Origin of the sequence: Rhodococcus sp. 05-2254-2 (assembly GCF_002259095.1) — a bacterium.
Taxonomy (GTDB): Bacteria; Actinomycetota; Actinomycetes; order Mycobacteriales; family Mycobacteriaceae; genus Rhodococcoides.
Window position 1 is genome coordinate 18,110 of the sequence record NZ_NOZJ01000003.1, and the last position, 19,368, is coordinate 37,477.

Annotated in this window: 19 protein-coding genes; 14 read left to right on the top strand and 5 right to left on the bottom strand. The window is 65.7% G+C overall.

The genetic code is table 11. The annotated features are described in order from the left end of the window. Positions 1-107: 107 nt before the first annotated feature. Genes CH283_RS04825 through CH283_RS04840 form a run of 4 tightly spaced genes read left to right on the top strand, consistent with a single transcriptional unit; the run spans position 108 to position 4,118 of the window. Positions 108-1,193: a hypothetical protein gene (locus CH283_RS04825; protein WP_094639044.1), complete on the top strand. Its 1,086-nt coding sequence runs from the start codon at positions 108-110 to the stop codon at positions 1,191-1,193. Then, the gene (locus CH283_RS04830; RefSeq protein WP_068050332.1) at positions 1,190-2,299 is read left to right on the top strand and encodes a glycosyltransferase; all 1,110 of its coding nucleotides are present in this window, start codon (positions 1,190-1,192) and stop codon (positions 2,297-2,299) included. Before CH283_RS04825 ends, CH283_RS04830 begins: the two co-directional genes overlap by 4 nt. Then, a complete protein-coding gene (locus CH283_RS04835; protein ID WP_068050334.1) occupies positions 2,296-3,303 on the top strand; it encodes a glycosyltransferase in 1,008 nt (335 codons plus the stop codon). Before CH283_RS04830 ends, CH283_RS04835 begins: the two co-directional genes overlap by 4 nt. Further along, positions 3,300-4,118 (top strand): glycosyltransferase family 2 protein, encoded by an 819-nt coding sequence (locus CH283_RS04840; RefSeq protein ID WP_094639045.1) that lies wholly within the window; start codon positions 3,300-3,302, stop codon positions 4,116-4,118. The genes CH283_RS04835 and CH283_RS04840 overlap by 4 nt, the downstream gene beginning before the upstream one ends. 84 nt (positions 4,119-4,202) lie before the next feature. On the opposite strand, the gene CH283_RS04845 is transcribed toward CH283_RS04840, so the two are convergent. Beyond that, positions 4,203-5,390, bottom strand: coding sequence for an esterase/lipase family protein (locus CH283_RS04845; protein ID WP_094639046.1), 1,188 nt, complete (start codon positions 5,388-5,390; stop codon positions 4,203-4,205). Positions 5,391-5,661: 271 nt separating this feature from the next. On the opposite strand from CH283_RS04845, the gene CH283_RS04850 reads away from it, so the two are divergent. Together CH283_RS04850 and CH283_RS04855 are read left to right on the top strand one after the other, a co-directional pair. Next, on the top strand, positions 5,662-6,918 hold the full coding sequence (locus CH283_RS04850; protein WP_141215280.1) for a PucR family transcriptional regulator: 1,257 nt from the start codon (positions 5,662-5,664) through the stop codon (positions 6,916-6,918). Next, the gene (locus CH283_RS04855; RefSeq protein WP_094639048.1) at positions 6,915-7,643 is read left to right on the top strand and encodes an EAL domain-containing protein; all 729 of its coding nucleotides are present in this window, start codon (positions 6,915-6,917) and stop codon (positions 7,641-7,643) included. The genes CH283_RS04850 and CH283_RS04855 overlap by 4 nt, the downstream gene beginning before the upstream one ends. Positions 7,644-7,725: 82 nt before the next feature. On the opposite strand, the gene CH283_RS04860 is transcribed toward CH283_RS04855, so the two are convergent. Continuing rightward, the gene (locus CH283_RS04860) at positions 7,726-7,923 is read right to left on the bottom strand and encodes a CsbD family protein (protein WP_068050352.1); all 198 of its coding nucleotides are present in this window, start codon (positions 7,921-7,923) and stop codon (positions 7,726-7,728) included. 137 nt (positions 7,924-8,060) lie between these two features. On the opposite strand from CH283_RS04860, the gene CH283_RS04865 reads away from it, so the two are divergent. Beyond that, entirely contained in the window at positions 8,061-8,504 is a 444-nt protein-coding gene (locus tag CH283_RS04865; protein ID WP_094639049.1) for a hypothetical protein, read from the top strand. Between the two features lie 68 nt (positions 8,505-8,572). Here the strand turns inward: CH283_RS04865 and CH283_RS04870 are convergent, their stop codons facing one another. From CH283_RS04870 to CH283_RS04880, 3 genes are all read right to left on the bottom strand, one after another. Beyond that, positions 8,573-9,121 (bottom strand): Dps family protein, encoded by a 549-nt coding sequence (locus CH283_RS04870; RefSeq protein ID WP_068050372.1) that lies wholly within the window; start codon positions 9,119-9,121, stop codon positions 8,573-8,575. 78 nt (positions 9,122-9,199) lie between these two features. After that, positions 9,200-10,267 (bottom strand): TerC family protein, encoded by a 1,068-nt coding sequence (locus CH283_RS04875; protein ID WP_094639050.1) that lies wholly within the window; start codon positions 10,265-10,267, stop codon positions 9,200-9,202. Between the two features lie 353 nt (positions 10,268-10,620). Next, positions 10,621-11,835, bottom strand: coding sequence for a PucR family transcriptional regulator (locus CH283_RS04880; protein WP_094639051.1), 1,215 nt, complete (start codon positions 11,833-11,835; stop codon positions 10,621-10,623). Positions 11,836-11,946: 111 nt separating this feature from the next. On the opposite strand from CH283_RS04880, the gene CH283_RS04885 reads away from it, so the two are divergent. From CH283_RS04885 to CH283_RS04915, 7 genes are all read left to right on the top strand, one after another. Then, on the top strand, positions 11,947-13,554 hold the full coding sequence (locus tag CH283_RS04885) for an ABC transporter substrate-binding protein (protein ID WP_094639052.1): 1,608 nt from the start codon (positions 11,947-11,949) through the stop codon (positions 13,552-13,554). Positions 13,555-13,598: 44 nt separating this feature from the next. Beyond that, positions 13,599-14,552 (top strand): ABC transporter permease, encoded by a 954-nt coding sequence (locus CH283_RS04890; RefSeq protein WP_176460360.1) that lies wholly within the window; start codon positions 13,599-13,601, stop codon positions 14,550-14,552. Next, entirely contained in the window at positions 14,545-15,363 is an 819-nt protein-coding gene (locus CH283_RS04895) for an ABC transporter permease (RefSeq protein WP_094639054.1), read from the top strand. The genes CH283_RS04890 and CH283_RS04895 overlap by 8 nt, the downstream gene beginning before the upstream one ends. Continuing rightward, complete coding sequence (locus tag CH283_RS04900) at positions 15,360-16,271, top strand: ABC transporter ATP-binding protein (RefSeq protein ID WP_094639055.1); 912 nt, start codon at positions 15,360-15,362, stop codon at positions 16,269-16,271. Before CH283_RS04895 ends, CH283_RS04900 begins: the two co-directional genes overlap by 4 nt. Continuing rightward, positions 16,268-16,903: an ABC transporter ATP-binding protein gene (locus tag CH283_RS04905; protein WP_068050368.1), complete on the top strand. Its 636-nt coding sequence runs from the start codon at positions 16,268-16,270 to the stop codon at positions 16,901-16,903. Before CH283_RS04900 ends, CH283_RS04905 begins: the two co-directional genes overlap by 4 nt. A 123-nt stretch (positions 16,904-17,026) precedes the next feature. Further along, complete coding sequence (locus CH283_RS04910; RefSeq protein WP_068050370.1) at positions 17,027-18,469, top strand: amino acid permease; 1,443 nt, start codon at positions 17,027-17,029, stop codon at positions 18,467-18,469. After that, positions 18,466-19,365 (top strand): universal stress protein, encoded by a 900-nt coding sequence (locus CH283_RS04915; RefSeq protein ID WP_094639056.1) that lies wholly within the window; start codon positions 18,466-18,468, stop codon positions 19,363-19,365. Before CH283_RS04910 ends, CH283_RS04915 begins: the two co-directional genes overlap by 4 nt. The last annotated feature ends 3 nt before the right edge of the window (positions 19,366-19,368 follow it).

Genomic DNA, 19,368 nt, shown 5'->3' on the forward strand with positions numbered 1-19,368 from the left:
CGGACGGGCTTCGCCAACCCCGATTGAACCCGGGTGCAATCGGGTACAGGCTACGTATCGCGTGTCGGGACCAGGCACGATCCACCTGCCTGTACCCGAAGGAATTCATGATTCGCGTTGCATCGGTTCCGTCCTCGCACGCCTATGTCCGACACCTGCAGCCCGTCGTCGGCGCTGCCCCGAACGAGATGTCCGTCGACTCGGCGGTGATCGTGCTGCCCGATCCTGCCCCGGCGAGAGTCGACGTACCCGGCCAGTGGTGGCCCCCACGACTGCTCGATGCTCGGTGGCTCGCCGAGCAGACCGACGTGCACTTCGATGTGCTGCACGTGCATTTCGGGTTCGAGTCCTTCACGTCCGACGAACTCACCCGCACCGTCGAGCATCTGCGCGCCCACCGGCAGCCATTGGTTCTGACGGTTCACGACCTGCACAATCCCCATTTCGCGGACAGTGCCGATCACCTGCGACAGTTGGACGTACTGGTTCCCGCTGCCGCCGCCGTCATCACCCTCACCGCGGGAGCCGCTGCCTGGATTCACGATCGGTGGGGTGTCGAGGCAACAGTGGTGGACCATCCACACGTCGTGCCGCTGGAGCGGATGACACTGCCGCGCCCGGAGTCGGACTCGTTCGTCATCGGCGTCCATGCCAAGAACCTGCGGTCCAACATGGACCCGTTGGCTGTGATGGATGCCGTGGTCGAGGCCGCACGATCGCTACCCGACGCCACTGTCCGGTTGGACATCGACGAGGACGTGTTCGAGTCCTCCAGCCATTGGTACAGCCCGACGGTCGGCGCAAAGTTGCTGGACTACACAAGCTTCCCCGATGTCGACGTGCGTGTGCACGAACGTTTCGACGACGACGCGCTGTGGGACTATCTGTCGTCGATCGATGTCTCGGTGTTGCCCTATCGCTTCGGAACACACTCGGGCTGGCTAGAGGCCTGCCGCGATCTCGGCACCACCGTGGTCGCGTCGGACTGCGGCTTCTACGCAGATCAGGCCCGGGTGCACAGTTTCCGGATGGGAATCGATTCGTTCGATCCCGACACCCTCGTTGCTGCCGTGCGAGCAGCGCACGCCGATCGGACGCCTGCGCTCGATTCGGGCGTTCGCGCGGAGCAACGACAGCGAATCGCAGCAACTCATGCCGCGATCTATTCAGCAGTGACAAAGGAGATGCGTTGAACGAGAAGCCACTTCGCATCGCGGTGTTGGCGTCGTCGAGTTTTCCGGTGGCGCAACCCTTCGCAGGCGGTCTGGAGGCGCACGTCTACAACCTGGTGCGCGCGCTCACCGAGCGTGGACATCAGGTGAGCCTGTTCGCTGCAGACGGATCGAGCGTCGACCTGGACGCAACGATGCTGCCGGTCCGAACGTTGGATCTGACGCCGATCTCGATCGCCGACGTGGCGATCACCCCCACCGCGATCCGTGAGCATCACGCCTATCTGGCGGTGATGTTGGAACTGGCCGGGACGCTGTCTCGGTCGTTCGACATCGTGCACAACCACAGCCTGCACTACCTGCCGCTGGCGATGTCGGCGACGCTCTCGGTACCGATGGTGACGACGCTGCACACGCCTCCGTTCGCGTGGCTGGAGTCCGCGGTTGCGCTGGCTCCTCCCGGTGCCAACACGTTCGCCGCTGTCAGCGAGTTCGCCGCCTCGCAGTGGGCCGATGTCACCGCAGGAACCGTCGTCATTCGCAACGGAATCTCGTTGGAGGACTGGCCGTTCGGCACCGGTGGCGACTATGTGGTGTGGTCCGGTCGAGTGGTCCCGGAGAAGGGGCTGCACCTGGCCATCGCGGCTGCGAAAGAAGCGGGGCGCTCGCTGCGTATCGCCGGTCCGCTGAGCAATCTCGAGTACTTTCACGAGTTCGTCGAACCCATGCTCGACGAGAACATCCGGTACGTCGGACACCTCGATCAGCCTGCCTTGGCGGCGTTGGTGGCAGGTGCCGAGGTCGCGCTGGTCTCGCCGGTCTGGTCCGAACCGTACGGGCTGGTGGTGGCAGAAGCGCTGGCCTGCGGCACTCCCGTCGCCGCGTTCGCCAGGGGCGGCATACCGGAGATCGTCGACGGCTCGTCGGGAGTGCTGGTGGCCGCCGACGACGTACACGGCCTCGCCGCCGCGATCCCCGCGGCGGCAGCCCTGAGGAGGTCCGACGTCCGGGCCCGGGCGGAGAAGGTGTGCTCGATGGGCCGGATGGTGGACGAGTACGAGGCGCTGTACCACTCGACTCTGGCCGCGGCGGTCGACTCGGTGGACGACCGACTCGCGATCGCATGATCGGCTACTACGCGCACCACCACGGGGTCGGTCACATCACCCGTTCCGACGCCATCGCACGGTCGATGGCCGAGCCGATGACGGTGTTGTCCTCGCGTGCTCGACCGACAGCGCATGCGGCGGCCGAGTGGATCTCGCTTGCTCTCGACGTGGACGACTCCGTGGAAGGCAATGCTGCGGTGGACAGTTCGGCTGGAGGGGTGCTGCACTGGGCTCCCCACGACGTGGACGGTCTGACCGAACGGATGGCGATCATCGCGGAGTGGGTGGCGCGCGAGCGACCGCGGGCAGTGGTGGTCGACGTATCGGTGGAAGTAGCGATGTTCCTGCGGCTCATGGGTGTTCGCGTGATCGTGATGGCGATACCGGGGGAGCGGAATGATCCGATCCACAACCTCGCCTACCGGGCGGCGACCCACATCGTCGCACCGTGGTCGCGCGAGGTCTACGACCCGACCTGGCTGCGTCCCTTCGCCGAGAAGACCACCTATGCAGGCTCGATCAGCCGGTTCGCCGAACGTGAGAGAGACACTGCCCACGCCGATCCGACAGTGGTGGTTCTGGGTGCCGCCGGTGGCACTGCGCTGACCCGAGACCTGGTGGACTCGTGGTCGGCGGTGGACGCCCGCTTCGAGTTCCGCGCGCTCGGCGTCGCAGGCGGCGACTGGGTGGACGACGTGTGGCCGGTGCTGTGTTCGGCGGCACTCGTCGTCACGCACGCCGGCCAGAACGCCGTCGCCGACGTCGCCGCTTCGGGCGCGCCGGCCATCGTCGTGCCGCAGGCCCGACCCTTCGACGAGCAGCATGCCACCGCCGCGGCGCTGGCGGGCGGCCCGTTCGCGGAGGTTCTCGACTCGTGGCCGTCCGTCGCGCGATGGCATGCTGCGGCCGATCGCGCTCTCGAGATCGGTGGCCGGCGGTGGTCCGCGTTGCGTACCGAGGGGGCACCTGTCCGTGCTGCCAGGGCCATCGAGCAGGCCGCACCTCGGACGGCGCGACAGTGAAGGCCGTCGTCGTCACCGTGGTGTCCGGTCGACACGAGCACCTGGCCGCTCAGGTGCGCGGTCTGAGTGCATCGGAAGAGCAGGTCGAACACGTCGTGGTCTCGATGGGCGACGATGCGATCGTCGACGTGCTCGCTCGATCGGGTTCGGCGGCGACGTGCATCGACATGCCCCCGCAGACCCCGCTGCCGCTGGCCCGCGCCCGCAATCGAGGCGCGGCCGCAGCAATCGAACGTGGCGCGGAACTGCTGGTATTCCTGGACGTTGACTGCATTCCGGGCCCGAACATGATCGAGCTGTATCGCCGTGCGGCAACGCTGCCCGGCAACGACCGATCCCTGCTCTGCGGTCCGGTGACCTACCTGAAAGAGAAAGACATGGGTGCGGAGGGCGAGGCTCTGACGTTGCTGACCGCACCGCACCCGGCGCGGCCGAACCCGCCGGTCGACACCGTCGAGCACGGAGGCAACTTCGATGTCTTCTGGTCGCTGTCCTTCGCGGTCGAGGCAACCACCTGGACCGAACTCGGCGGCTTCTGCGAGGACTACACCGGCTACGGCGGTGAGGACACCGATTTCGCAGCCACCGCGGAGGCGTTGGGCATGGGGTTGCGGTGGGTCGGTGGGGCGCACGCCTATCACCAGTTCCATCCGGTCTCCGATCCTCCGGTGGAACATCTCGACGACATCGTCGCCAACGCGCGCACGTTCTTCGACCGATGGGGGCGGTGGCCGATGATCGGATGGCTCGACGCCTTCGCGGCTCGCGGACTCGTGGAGTTCGACGGCTCCGGGATCCGCCGCACGGCCGGCTGATTCGCTCGGATGGGTGCCCGCGCAACAGTGAGGGCGATCGGCCTCCGCAGCCGATCGCCCTCACCGAGGTTTGCTCGCCGGTGACTAGCCGCCGGTGATGGGTGAGTTGAATGCGCACGGGATGGACCTCGTGGGGAAGCCCTTCGGATCCAGTGCGTTCTTCACGATGCCGATCGCGCGAGGCGAGACCGAGATCGACAGGTGGTCCGACAGATCGATCTCGCAACCGTTCTGCAGGGTGACGTTGTTGACGGTGGCACCGGGACCGGCGGTGAGGAACGTCGTCTTGTACGGGGTGACGACCTCGTCGTACTTGGTGCCGATCACGGTGTACTTGATGCCGGGGTCGGTGTCACCGCCCACTGCCAATCCCTTGACCAGATCCGAGTCGATGACCTGGTCCGAGGCGGCGGGTCCGGCGATGGCCCCGACGACGCCGAGTACGTTCAGGCCCAGGTTGTTGATAGTGCGACCCAGAGTGCCGATACCGACGAGTGTGGTGCCGTGGTTCGACCCGGCGACGCTGACGACGGTGTTGACCTTGTTCTTCGTCGGGTCGGCCGGGTTGGCACCACCCTCGAAGCGCAGGTACTGGCGGGTCACGAGTCCCCCCTGGGAATGGCCGACGATGTCGACCTGAGCGGACCCGGTGGCGGCGCGCACGGCGTCGATGTAGGTCGCGATCTCTTTCGCGCTCGACGCGACGGATGCCGTGCCGCGCAGCGACTCGAGATTGCCGACGATGCTCGAGTCCTTGTCGCCGTAGTTGAGCGCGAAGATGCAGTAGCCCTCCTTCTTCAGCGCAGGCGACATCCGCGCGAAGTTGTTGTAGGCGTTCTCCCACGTGCCGTGCAGCAGCACGACCGGACGCGGATGCGCTGCCGACGGCTTGCAGTTCCAGTCGTTGGCACCCTGAGGTGCGACATTGGGGTTGACGATGCTGTACAGGAATCCGGCCAGGAAGTTCGTCTGCTCCGGTCCGTAACCCGTGGTCTCGGTCCGTGGGTCGTAGGTGATGGTCGCGGGAGCGGCGGATTCGATGTTCGGCTGGGCGATGCCCTGGTCGGCGGCCTTGGGGGAGGCCTCGGTCGGGCCGGGCGGAACAACCGAGTCGCCCTGCACAGTGGCGGGCGGAGCAGGTGCGGTGGCGGGCTGTGCCTGTGCTGCGACACCGGTACCGAGGGTGAGTGAGCACGCCATTGCGGCGATCATCGCGGCGCGCACCGTCGTTGCCTTCCGCGTCGTGCGGGAGGTGGACCGAGAAGTGGTCATGGAGCCTGACTTTCGACGAGGATTGTTGGACAAGGCGGAACAGTAAGCGCGGATTTCGGTGATTCGCGTTCTCCTGTCAGGCGTTTGGAATCTGCCCGCAACCGCCGAGTCGTATGTGAGAGATCGTCACAACTGAGCTCCGACGACCCGAATCCGAACCGACTGCCGGATATATTCGGAAAAACAATCCCCAGGTTTGATTGTTGTTCTACTGTTCGTAGCGGGGAAACGAACCTGAAGTAGGTTTCGAGTGCGAGGGGTGGGGTCTTCGGTGACGGCAACGGAAAGCGTGCACGTGTCGCAGGGTGAATACGTCAGTGGGCGACGGGCATCCGACCGTCTGCGGACGCCGAGGGAGACTGCCGCACGCATGCTGGATCAGTACTTCGGCGAGCCCGAGGACACACCACCGCCGCGCGAGTGCGCCCGCGGCGAACTCGACGACATGACGACGACCTGCTGCGAACTGGCGACCGGAGTACTCGAATCCGGGCGGCTACCGATAGCCGGTGCGATGGACGTCTTTCGCGACGCAGCGACCCGGTGGGCCCGAGACGGCGTACCGCTCGGCCGTATCCAACATGCCGTCAACGAGGGCTGCGCACTGGCTGTGCGACAGGCACCGCGCCCGGGCGACGGGGGTGCCGACGATCGACTCGCCGACGGAACCGTCCTGGTCATGGAACTGTTGGACGTCGTCACCGCGGCCGTGTCCGATGCCTACCTGACGGAATTTCGCACGCTGGCTCAGAACGGTCCCCGTCACGACGTGGAACTGCTGGACGCGCTGTTGACCGGTGACGGCACGGCTCGCAAGATCGCCGATCGGATGGGAACGCTGCTCGCCGAGGATTATCACGTGGTCGCCCTGCACTTTCCGGCCCATGCCGACGAGGGTGGCCGTCGGATCGACGCGGCGATGATGGCGGCTCGAAAACTGCGAAGAATCCACACCGCGCTGGCCACATTCGACGCGGACTGCGTGCCCATCGCGTCGATCAGTCCCACCGGCGGAACCGTCCTGCTGCCCGATGTTCCAGGCGTGAACGTCGGCGAATTGGTCGATCGCCTGGCCGACGCGGGTCAGGTGGCGGTGACCGCGACAACCGGGTCGGCCGCGATCGATGACATCGCCGCTACCGCGCCCCACCTGTACGAACTGCTGAGTCTCGTGCGTCGGCTCCGATACGCACCGGGGACGTACCGGATTTCGGATCTCGTGTTCGAGTACCAGGTGAGCAGGCCGGGCCTGGGGCGCAAACACCTTGTGACACTGATCGATCCGCTGCGCGATTCGGTCGACCTGTTGCCGACACTGCAAGCATTCGTCGATTCGGACTCCAACCGAAAGAAGACGGCCACCTGGCTGACGGTGCATCCCAACACCGTCGACTACCGTCTCAAAAGGGTGGAGCAGCTCACCGGACTCGATCCGATGAAGCCGTCCGGACTGCGAAGACTGCACGCTGCTCTGATCGCCGACCGCCTCGAGGCCCGTCGCGTTCCGGTGGACGAGCGATCACTGTGACCGCGCCGGACGGCGCGGTGCTCGCAGCGTCGGCGGCGCTCGATTCGGTGGAGTCCGTGGCCGCTCTGTTTCAGCCCGTCGTCGAACTGGCCACCGGGACAGTTGTCGGATACGAGGCTCTGGCCAGGTGGCCGTCTCCGAGCCTGGCCGTGCCCGAGGACGTGTTCGCGCTGGCGAGAGAGCGCGGACTGGTGGGTCGCGTAGACGTAGCGTGTCGCGCCGCCGCGCTGCGGGCGGCGCGTGAATGCGCCTACTCGCGTCGGGTGCGATTCTTTCTCAACATCGAGCCGGGCTGTTTCGCCGACGTACGCGACGTCGAGATCCACCTCGACGCGATCGGTGACGACCTCGACGTCGTCCTCGAGATCACCGAGCGAGACCTCGACCGCAACGTGCCGTTGCTGATGGCTCTGGTCCGAGGAGCCCGCGCTCGCGGCATCTCGGTGGCCATGGACGACGTCGGTTCCACGCCTGCAACGTTGGCACTGTTGGCCTCGGTCGCGCCGGACATCGTCAAACTCGACGCGTCGATCGTCCGGTCCCCGTACCGCGCACGCGCCGCGATACGGCAGGTGCGGGCCTATGTCGGTTCGAGCGACGCCGTTCTGCTGGCCGAAGGAATCGAAACCCGCAGGCATCTGCGTCGCGCCAGGTCTCTGGGAGCAACCCTCGGTCAGGGCTGGATGTTCGGACGTCCCATGCCGCTGCCGAATCCGCCGATCTGACGAGGGACCGGGAACCACGAAACCCCGCACCCTCGACGGCCGGGGCCTGGGTGCGGGGTCTCGTTGCGACCGATCGAGACGATCAGTTCTTGAACTTGTCCTTGATGTTGCCTGCGGCGTCCGAGACGTCGTCGCCGACCTGCTTGGTCTTGCCCGACGCCTGATCCTTTGCGCCTTCGGCAGCAAGATCGTCGTTGTCGGTCTTGTGGCCGATCTTTTCCTTGGCTTCGCCCACGAGCTCTTCTGCCTTGTGCTTTGCCTTGTCGATGAAATCAGCCATGGTGAACTCCTCGAAATCGATTGTCTATCCGTTCACGAGTAGCTATACCCGTGATCGACGTCGGTAACCATGCACTGCACCTGCGGGTTCTGCCGGCCCGATTCGGGTAATCGAGGCCCATGGACCCAGATACCGATATGCATTCCGCCCCCGATATGCCCTCACCCGAACACCGGCGCCCGAGCGGAGTGGACGATGCGACCGTGGCCGCAGTGGGGAAGATGTCCGAGGCGCTCGAGTGTGTGGAGCGGGCTCGGGGACACCTGTACTCGTTCCACCAACTGATGGGGCATTCGGACCTGCTGTTGGGGGAGGCCGTCGAGGCACTCGCCGAGGCAGATCACGACGCGATCGCGCAGCGAATCGACACGGACATGATCGGCAGAAACATCGCACCGGGTCGTTGGACGTTCCAGCTCGTCGAAGAGTTCGACGACGGATATTGGGGCCCGTTGCGCGAACACGAGCGGGCCGTCCGAGACGAATTGCTCGACGGACGTCGCCACGTGTTCGAGGCCGAGATGAAGGAGAAGCGTCGAACCCACGGCCGCAGCGGGCACGAGGCGAGACCGTCCAACTGACGCCGGTCCACGAAAAAAGCACCGACCCCGCCGGTTGACGGCGGGGTCGGTGCGTGAGGCGTGAGTGTTTAACCTGCTTGATTCGCCGCGTCGACCTCGCTGGTCGCGTTGGCGGTGGAGAGCTGACCACCGGAGTTCTCCAGGTGTGCCCGCACGAACCAGTGGAAGAGTTCGAGCTGCGCGCTCTGGCCGATGAGCATGTCCTCGGTCACCGGGTCGATCTCGCCGACCTCTTCGATGTTCTTGCGAGTGGTCTCGATGACTCCGGTGTAGACCAGGTCGAGTGCACCGAGGTGCTCGATGGCCGTTGCGCGACCGATCGAGTAGTCGTCCCAGCTGCGCTCGGAGACGATGGTGCCCGGGGTGCCCTTGGCCGAGGAACCGAGGGTCGCGATGCGCTCGGCGACGTCGTCCGCGAATCCGCGAACTGCTTCGACCTGCGGGTCGAGCATCTCGTGTACCGAGATGAAGTTGGGACCGACGACATTCCAGTGAATGTGCTTGAGGGTCAGGTGGAGATCGTTGTAGGCGTTCAGTCGATCCTGAAGGATCGCGGCGACGCGCGCGCCCACTTCCGAGGTGAGTCCGGGAACGGTGTACGAGTTCTTTTCAGCCATGTGCAGTGATTGCCCCATCCCCCTGGAACACAAACATGCCCCGCCGAATCGAATCGGCGGGGCATGTGTGGTGAAGAGTCAGGGCTTGTCGAGTCGCGGTGAATCCGTGCTCGACGTGCCGGTCGGCGAGGTGCCGGCCGAGGAGGTTCCGTCCGTCGGATCGACGATCGGGCTGTCGGCAGCGACCTTGTCGATGGCGTCTGCGTCGTCCTCCTTCGGGGGATTCTTCAGGCTCAGAATGATCGAGCCTGCCAGTACCACGACGATGACCACCAGGCTGACCAGCGAGGGAATCTCGGGGATCGAGGTGCTGATCACCTTGTGTCCGGCCTGCAGGATCAGCTTGACGCCGATGAAGGCGAGGATGATCGCCAGTCCCTTGGACAGGTAGTGGAACTTCTCGAGCAACCCTGCGAGCAGGAAGTACAGGGCGCGTAGGCCGAGGATGGCGAACGCGTTCGAGGAGTACACGATGAACGGGTCGTCGGTCACCGCCAGGACGGCGGGAACACTGTCCACTGCGAACACCAGGTCGGCGGCCTCGATGGCCACCACGACGGCGAGAAGTGGCGTGGCCACTCGCTTGCCTGCTTCCTTGACGAAGAACTTGGTGCCTTCGTATTCGTCGCGGACAGGAATGATCTTGCGAAGCAAACGAACTGCGATCGAGGTACTCGGGTCGTACGAGTCGTCCTCGTCCTTCATCAGCTTGTATGCGCTGTAGAGCAGGATGGCCGCGAAAACGAACAGAACGGCAGCGAACTTGCTGACGATGGCCACACCGGCGGCCAGGAAGATCGCGCGGAAGACGAGGGCACCGATCACACCGAAGAACAGCACGCGGTGCTGGTACTCACGGGGAACCTTGAAGTAGCCGAAGATCAGCGCGAAAACGAAGAGATTGTCGACGGACAGACTCTTCTCCAACAACCAGGCCGTCGTGTATTCGACGCCGGCCGTGGTGCCCAAGGTGAAGAACACCACGATGCCGAAGATGATGGCCACGCCGACCCACAGTGCGCTCCACCATGCGGCTTCCTTGAAACCGATGATGTGGGCACCGCGGTGTGCCAACAGGTCGATGGCCAACAGGATCAGGACGACGGCACCGAATGCCGCCCATGCCCACCAGGGGACGACGTTCATGAACGGCCACCTCTATTCGTGAATTTGCTGCCGAGTTGCTTCAACTTCGCCTGATTCTCGGGCTTGGTTGCGTACCGACGTGCTTGGTCGATCATTTTCTTGCCCTGTGGGCTGCGAGCGAACGATGTCAACTTCTGTGTCAACGACGCCATCTTCACACGCTCCTTTTCGTTCTCGTCTGTCTTCGGCTTGCCGTATTTCCGGCCGTACGTTCGGGCCTGGGCGGAAATTACTGCCTCTTTCCGCGACTACTCCAGTGTGACTGTTCGCTTTCCTGCAGGCATGGTCGTTTTGCGGACACGTTTCGACCGATTTCGTTGCCGGGTTACGGCAAGTTCAGCGGCCCCGCTGAGTCATGACGACGAGCCGACTTCGGGCCAGTCGAGCAACTTCGCTCCGAGCACCGCCGTGTGCAGCGCGAATGCCTCGACGGGGTTGCCCACATTCTGCCCGGTCAAATCCTTTATTCGCGACAACCTGTAGGTCACCGCCCGCACCGACAGATGCATGCGGCGTGCGGTGGATGCAGTGTTCGCACCGGTGTCGAAGTACACCTGCAGCGTCTCCAGCAGTGGACCCGCGCCGCCTCGCGCGCTCAGCAGCGGTGTCAGCAACGTGTCGACCAGATCGGCGATCGCCGCACGATCGCTGATCAGGACGCGGTAGACGAGCAGATCACGAGCATCGACCACCGATGCATCGAATCCGAGGGAGGCGGCGAGATCGAGTGCGTCGAGGGCTTCCCGGTACGACGCCGCGACACCGACCGCCCCGCTGCGTGGGCGGCCGACCCCGATCTGCGTCCGGCCGTATTCCCCTTTGCGACGGAGATCGACCGATTCGCTCGACGTCGAAGTGGACGTACCGAGGGACCGTCCCACCCGGTCGAGGACGTGGTCGACGGCGACGAGGTCGGGTGCCGGGAACACCAGGATCAACCTGTCCTGCTTGGTGGCCACGAGCAACTCGGCGTCGCCCTTGCTGCCCTGCACACTGCGCTCGACGAGGGTGATGGCAGAGCTGGCGTCGGTGAAGGGCTTGGTCGACGTCACCACGGCCACCACATGAGGACTCGACAGATCGAGGCCGAACGTCTGCGCCCGCCCGAGCACCCCGGCGACATCGGAGGTGCCCGAGAGCAGATCGTCGACGAATTCACGGCGGGCGAGCACCTCGGCTCGCACGAGAGTGCGCCGGGCGAGCTGGAATCCCTCGGCCAGTTCGGCCACCGCGTCGTCGACCGCGCGCAGCATCACCTCGCCTGCCGTGACGACCCCGGCCGGGTCCTCCGCGGCGGCGACGACAGCGGGTAGTTCGCGCCACAGTCGCCACGCCGAGCTCAGGTATAGATCGAGCAATGCCCGCAGTGCGACGCCCGCGCGGGCAGCAGCATCACCCTGCGCTCGGAACTCGTGCAGCTGCGGGCGGCTCAGTGGGACGCCGGCATCGACGGCGTCGGCGAGGACTTCGAGGAAGCTGCCCAGCAGAGCGACGTCGAGTCCGCCTGCGTCCGAGGCCGACTGCGCAGCGACGGAATCGAGCGGTAGCGCATCGCGCTGTGTGGCCATGTGTGTCTTGCTCCTCGTCGACTCCCATCATCGTAAGTCGCCGAAACCGATCGGTTACACGGGTGTGGAAGCATCGTCGCGCGCGACTCGGCGTTCGACGAAGGTAGGTAGATGACACGATTCGGCTCGGTGACCGTCGTCGCGATCGCGTGCGTGCTGTCGGTCAGCGCGTGCACTGCACCGTCGCAATCGGGAGCGGCATCGGCCGACGCGCTGGTGTTGGCCGACGGTTACGAACTCGGTGGTTTCAACCCGGTCGCCGGGTACGGTGCCGCGGGCGAGGCGAAGATGTACGACGGGCTGGTGCGCATCGGCGGCGGCGACGGTCTGCCACCGCTCGAACCCGGACTCGCAGTCGAGGTTCCCACGGCGAACGACGACGCGACGGTGTGGACGGCGACGCTTCGCCAGGGAGTGGTCTTCTCCGACGGGTCCGCGTTCGATGCAGCCGACGTCGTCGCCACCTACGAGGCGATTCTGGATCCGGCATCGGCGTCCGAGGCGAGATCGTCCTTCGACATGATCGACGAGGTCGTCGCGATCGACGATTCGACCGTCGAATTTCGACTCGCCTATTCGTACGCGCCGTTTCCGACGAAGCTGCTCATCGGAATCGTCCCGTCGGAAGCCGTTGCGGAACCCGGGCTCGCTGCCGAATCCCCACTCAACCGCGCACCTGTGGGAACCGGCCCCTACGTTCTGGTGGATCTGTCGCCGGATCGAGCCGAATTCGAGGCCAACGACAACTACTGGGGCGGTGCGCCCGAGGTGAAGAAGCTCACCCTGCTGTACGTCCCGGACGACAACACCAGAGCCCAGCGGATGGCGTCGGGCGAAATCGACGGGACGAACCTACCGCCGCTTCTCGCGCAGAGCCTGGACGGACGCGAGGGAATGTCGTTGTCGGCCAATGTCTCCGCGGACTGGCGGGGTGTGTCGTTGCCGACGAATTCACCGGTCACCGGAAACCGGGACATGCGGCTCGCCCTCAATCTCGCCGTGAATCGACAGGCGATGACGGACGGGGTGCTCGGCGGATACGGCCGACCGGCGGCCACACCCGTTCCGCCGGTGTTCGGCGACTCCTACGAACCGACTGCGGTGTTCGAGTACGACCCGGCCGCGGCCCGCCAGATCCTGTCCGACGGCGGCTGGATTCCCGGTCCCGATGGCATTCGCACGCGTGACGGACAGCGCGCAGAGATCACCGTGATGTACAACTCGACCGATACCGTGCGTCGAGATCTGGCGCAGGCCTTCGCGTCCGACGCGGTCGCGGTGGGGGTCGAGGTCACCCTCGAAGCACTGTCGTGGGACCGGATAGACCCCAGGATCGGCGTGGACTCCACGATGCTCGGTGGCGGAGAAGAGCCGTTCGATGCCGATACGCAGGTATACCGCACACTCGACTCGTCGTTCGTCGCGCCGGGCGTCGGAAGTGTCTACGACAACGCGGCCGACTACTCGAACCCGACGGTCGACGCCGCCCTCGACACCGGCAGGCGCAGCCTCGACCCTGCGGTACGCGCGGAGGCTTACCGGGAGATGCAGCGCGCCTACGTGGCCGATCCGGGATACGTCTTCCTGGTCTTTCTCGATCACACGTACGTATCGAAGGATTCGGACTGGACGATGTCCGGCCCGGTACTCGAGCCGCACTCTCACGGCGTCACGTGGGGTCCGTGGTGGTCGTTGCAGACGTGGACTCGCGCGTCGTGACCGTCGATCGACGGCACGCCACGACTTCGCGCGGCATCGGAGCGATGGTGCGCCGTCGACTGATGCTGCTGGTTCCGGTGTGCGGTGTCGTCTCGCTGGGGCTCTTCGCCGCCGCGGCGGCGTCCCCGTTCGACCCGCTCGTCGGGTACCTCGGAAGCCGATACACGACGACGACGGAGGCAGACAAGGCGTCGATGACGGTTGCCCTCGGCCTCGATCGGCCGTGGTTCGTCGCCTACTGGCAGTGGTTGCAGGGCGTCGTGACAGGAGATCTGGGTCAGTCGCGTTCCTACGGACAGCCGGTGAGTCAGGTTCTGGCCGAGCGTATTCCGTGGACGATGTTGTTGGCGGGAGTCGCGCTGTCGGCCGCGATTGCGATTGCGTTCACGGTCGGCATCGCTTCCGGCATTCGTGCCGGCGGCCGGTTGGACCGCTTCGTCGCCGCCGCGTGCGTCACCGTTCAGGGAGTGCCGCCGTTCGTGCTCTCGCTCGCCGCGATCGCGGTGTTCGCGCTCGGTCTCGGATGGTTGCCCGTGGCCGGACTTTCCGACGGCGGCAGCGATCCCACCCTCGGTGGAGTACTCCGCCATCTGCTGCTGCCCGCGTCGGTTCTGGCTCTGTCTCAGGTTCCGTGGCTGCTGTTGTCGGTTCGCGAGTCCATCGCGTCCGCGCGTGGCGAGGACTTCGTGGCAGGTGCGGTGGCTCGCGGCATTCCCACCGCCCAGATCACTCGCCGCCACATCGTGCCCGCCGCATTGGCCCCCTTCGTCAACGTCGTCGGAGTTCGACTGCCCGAGTTGGTCGTCGGGGCAGTACTGGTGGAAGAGATATTCGGGTGGCCTGGCGTCGCAGGAGCTGTCGTGCAGTCGGCACGCGATCTCGACATGCCGTTGCTGGCCGTGCTGACTCTCGGAACCACTGTCGCGGTCATGCTCGGCTCTCTGCTCGCCGACGTACTGGTCGTGCGACTCGATCCGAGGGTGCCTGCGGATGGATAGGCGAACGGCGATCGCGGGCGTGGCCCTCGCCGCTCTGACCGTGTACGCGGTAGCGGTCCCCATGCTCGCGGGGGTGGACGATCGCGTCGTCGACTTCTCGTCGGCGAGGCTGGGGCCCTCGGCGCAGCATCCGTTCGGCACCGACTCGGCCGGCCGAGATCTGTTCGTGCGCAGCGCATCGGCCGTCGGCACCTCGTTGCTCATCGCGGTGGCCTGCGCGGCACTGGCGACGATCCTCGGCTGCGTCGTCGGCCTGGCCGCTGGGGTGTGGGGTGGGCGGGTCGATCGCATCGTCATGCGCAGCACCGACGCCGTCAACGCGCTGCCCCACCTGTTGCTCGGCATCGTGATCGTGGCGATGTTCCGCGGTAGCGTCGTCGCCATCGTGGCGTCGATCGCATTGACACACTGGACCCAGGTGGCTCGCATCGTGCGCTCGGAGATCCTTCGGTTGCGCGAGCGAGAGTTCGTCGATGCGGCAATTCTGGCCGGGGCCAGTTGTTTTCACGTGGCAACTCGACACTTCGTTCCTGCCGTTCTACCCCAGGCCATGATCGCCGTCGTGCTGTTGCTCCCACACGCGGTGTGGCACGAATCGACGCTGTCCTTCCTGGGGTTCGGGCTGCCTCCGCACGAGCCGAGCCTGGGTACCCTGCTCGAGGAAGCCCGCAGTTCTCTGCTGCTGGGGAGTTGGTGGACCTTGGTGTTCCCCGCCGCGATACTGCTGGTCGCCACGCTGTCCGTGGCCGTACTGGGTTCGGCACTGCGGGCGCGGGTGACGCTTGTGCGTCCGTCGGAGCTTCGCCTGTGACCCGGGGTCTGTCCGTCCGAAACCTGACCGTTCGCATTCCGATCGGTCGACGGTGGGTGCATGCCGCCTCCGATGTCGACCTCGAGGTTCCGGCCGGAACCGTGACCGCTCTGGTCGGCGAGTCGGGCTGCGGCAAGTCGATTCTCGCGGCGACGGTGATGGCGATGTTGCCGGTCGGGGCGACCGTGAGCGGATCGGTCGTGGTCACCACCGCAGAGCGAGAATTCGACGTGACGAGTGCAGCAGGGTTTCGGGGCAGGGACGTCGCGCTCGTTCCGCAGTCTGCGGCAACACATCTCACGCCGACCCGAACCGTCCGATCGCAACTGGACGAGACGATAGCCGCGCACGGAGGGCCGTCGACGTCCGATCTGCTCGCCGAGCGGGTGGGGCTTGCCCCGGCACACCTCGATCTCCATCCACATCAGCTCTCGGGTGGAATGGCTCAGCGGGTCGCTCTGGCCGGAGCGCTGGCCGCGGACCCCACGGTGATCGTCGCCGACGAGCCCACCTCCAACCTCGATCGCGCGGCCGTCGACCACGTGCTCGGGCTTCTGCGGGCATGCGCGGACGACGGCGCAGCGGTACTGCTGATCACCCACGACCTGTCGTCGTTGATCAGGACGGAGGTCGCCGATCGCATCGCCGTCATGTACGCCTCGCGTCTCATGGAAACGGGACCTGCCGCGTCGGTGCTCGAGAATCCCCTGCACGACTACACCCGGGACCTACTGGACGCGCTGCCCTCTCGCGGGATGACTCCGCTCCCGGGATCGCCGCCCGAGTTGACGGACCTTCCCGACGACTGCGTCTATCACCTCCGCCGGCCATTGTCTCCACACTCCGGTGGACCCACGGAAATGGTGACTGTGGGCGCGCGGTCGTACCGAACGAGAGTGCACCGATGAGCTTGGACGCGGTGGCCGTGAGCGCCGGCTACCCGGGTGGCCCCGATGTGTTGACGCAGGTCAGCGTTTCGGTCGAACCGGGAACGATCACGGGGCTGACCGGCCCGTCCGGTAGCGGAAAGACAACCCTCGCGAGAGTGCTTGCGTTGCTGCAGAAACCCCGAACCGGATCGGTGCTGCTCGACGGGACCACCGTGCGAGGCGTCGGGTATTCGGTACCTGCGACGTCACGCGCACAGATCGCGCTGCTGTTCCAGTCTCCACGGCAGGCGACCGATCCACGGATGACACTGCGCTCGATCATCGAGCAACCCGGGGTCATCGCCGGGCGCTCGGTCGATGTCGCCGATCTGGCAGAGCAGGTGGGTCTGACCGCCGACCTGCTGTCCCGTCGCCCACACCAGGTCAGCGACGGGCAATTGCAGCGCGCCTGTGTCGCACGGGCGTTGGCGCAACGGCCGCGCTATCTGATCTGCGACGAGATGACGTCGATGCTCGACGCGGCGACGACGGCGTCGATCGCCAGATCGGTCGAACGCCAGGCCGTCGACGGCGGACTCGGTGTGCTCGTGATCAGCCACGACGCGGATCTGTTGGACACACTGTGCTCGTCCGTGCACCACCTGAGCTGAGAACGACATCGAGAACTCGCGGAGACGAGCGAGCCGGTTCGGTGTGCGAATCACTCGATCGGGGAGCAGAATCAGCCGAACCGATTGATTCGAGAGTTTCTCTCCACGTTGGGAGTCGCCCACATGACCTCGTCGAACAGACCTGCATCGAGTCTGCGATCGCAACTGCTTCGCAAGAAGCCGATCGTGGATCCGGACCAGCAGAGCAGTGGCGGGTTGGAACGCACCATCGGCACGTTTCAGCTGACGATGTTCGGCGTCGGTGCCACCATCGGTACCGGCATCTTCTTCGTCCTGTCGCTCGCGGTTCCCGAAGCCGGTCCTGCAGTGGTGCTCTCGTTCCTGGCCGCGGGTATCGCGGCAGGCCTCGCAGCCATCTGTTACGCCGAAATGGCATCGGCGGTACCGGTTTCGGGCTCGACCTACTCCTACGCGTACGTGACGATGGGCGAGGTGGTCGCGATGGGCGTCGCCGCCTGCCTGTTGCTCGAGTACGGAGTGTCCAGCGCTGCCGTCGCCGTCGGGTGGAGCGGGTACCTCAACGAGTTGTTGAACAATCTCTTCGGCTTCACCATCCCGCACGCGCTGTCCGCTGCCCCGGGTGACGCCGATCCCGGCATCATGAATCTGCCTGCGGTCGTGCTGATCGTGCTGTGCGCCGTTCTGCTCATTCGCGGTGCGAGCGAGTCGGCGGCCGTCAACGCAGTCATGGTCGTCATCAAACTCGGCGTGCTGGCTCTGTTCGCGATCGTAGGATTCACCGCCTTCGACTCCGGAAACTTCTCCGACTTCATGCCCCTGGGCGCAGCTGGTGTGACCGCGGCCGCAGGCACGATCTTCTTCTCGTTCATCGGACTCGACGCGGTGTCCACCGCGGGCGACGAGGTGAAGGATCCGCAGAAGACCATGCCGCGGGCCATCATTGCGGCGCTGATCGTCGTCATCGTCTTCTATCTCGTCGTCGCCGTGGCCGCCCTTGGCACTCAGCCCTGGACCGACTTCGCCGGCCAAGAGGAAGCCGGGCTCGCGGAGATCCTGCGTAACGTGACCGGGCAAGCCTGGCCGGCAACGATTCTGGCTGCAGGTGCGGTGATCTCCATCTTCTCGGTGACCCTGGTGACGATGTACGGGCAGACTCGCATCCTGTTCGCCATGGGCCGAGACGGCATGTTGCCCAAAGCTTTCGCCAAGGTCAGTCCCCGTACACACACCCCGGTCAACAACACGATCGTCGTCGCCGTCGTGATCTCGATCCTCGCCGCGTTCATTCCGCTCGACAAGCTGGCGGACCTGGTGTCGATCGGCACCCTCGTCGCATTCATCGTCGTGTCCATCGGAGTGATCGTGCTGCGCCGCTCGATGCCCGATCTCGAGCGGCCGTTCAAGGTTCCGGGATACCCGGTGACTCCGGTGCTGTCGGTCCTCGCGTGCCTGTACATCCTGTCCGGGCTGCACTGGACCACGTGGTTCTGGTTCGGGCTCTGGCTCGCGGTCGTGTTGGCGTTCTACTACTTCTGGGGTCGGCACCATTCGGCATTGCGTGGTGCAGGGCAGGACGCGCGATGAGCGTGCTGATCGCGTTCGCGCCGGGGAAGGGAAGCGTCGGTGCCCTCGATCTCGGTGCCCAACTCGCTCGGTCGACCGGTTCCGACATCGACGTGGCGACGGTGGTTCCCAAGCCGTGGTCGACGCCGTCGATGGCCCGCGTCGATGCCGAGTTCGCGGATTGGGCGGCGGCAACGGCAGCCGAATCCGAGGCGAAGGCGCGGCACTATCTGCAGGAGAAAGCGCCCGACATCGCCGCGTCGTTCCACCGCCTCGCGCACCGCTCGGTGTCGACGGCGTTGACCGATGCGGCGGACAGTCTCGGGGCCGCGGTTCTGGTTCTCGGCTCCTCGGGCGACGGCGCACTCGGGCAGGTCGTCGTCGGGTCGACCGCCGACAAACTGCTGCACTCGTCGCCGGTGACGGTGGCGCTGGCCCCGCGCGGCTATCGCGTGCGCGAGCGCGCGACTCTGACACGGATCACGTGCGCGTTCTCCGGTGACAGCGAGGCCTCGCGCGTGGTGGGACCCACCGCCGAACTGGCCAGCGAAGCGGGCGTTCCGCTTCGTCTGGCGTCGTTCGTGGTCCGCGGTGCGACGATGTACCCGCCCGAAATCGGGCTGCGAGCCGAGGACGACGTCGCCGCCGAGCTGTCCCGGGGGCTCAGCGAGGCGCTCACCGCAGCAGTGGACGACGCGGTTGCGGTGGGACTCCCGGTCGATCGGGTGACGACCGAGTTGGCCTCGGCCGGCAGTTGGCGCGAAGCCCTCGACGAATTGCACTGGCAGGACGGCGAAGTACTGACCATCGGATCGTCCGGGCCACTGGGACCCATCGCTCGGGTGTTTCTCGGTTCCCGGGCGACGAAGATCATCCGTCATTCGCCGGTGCCGATCCTGGTGTTGCCGCGGCGGTGACGT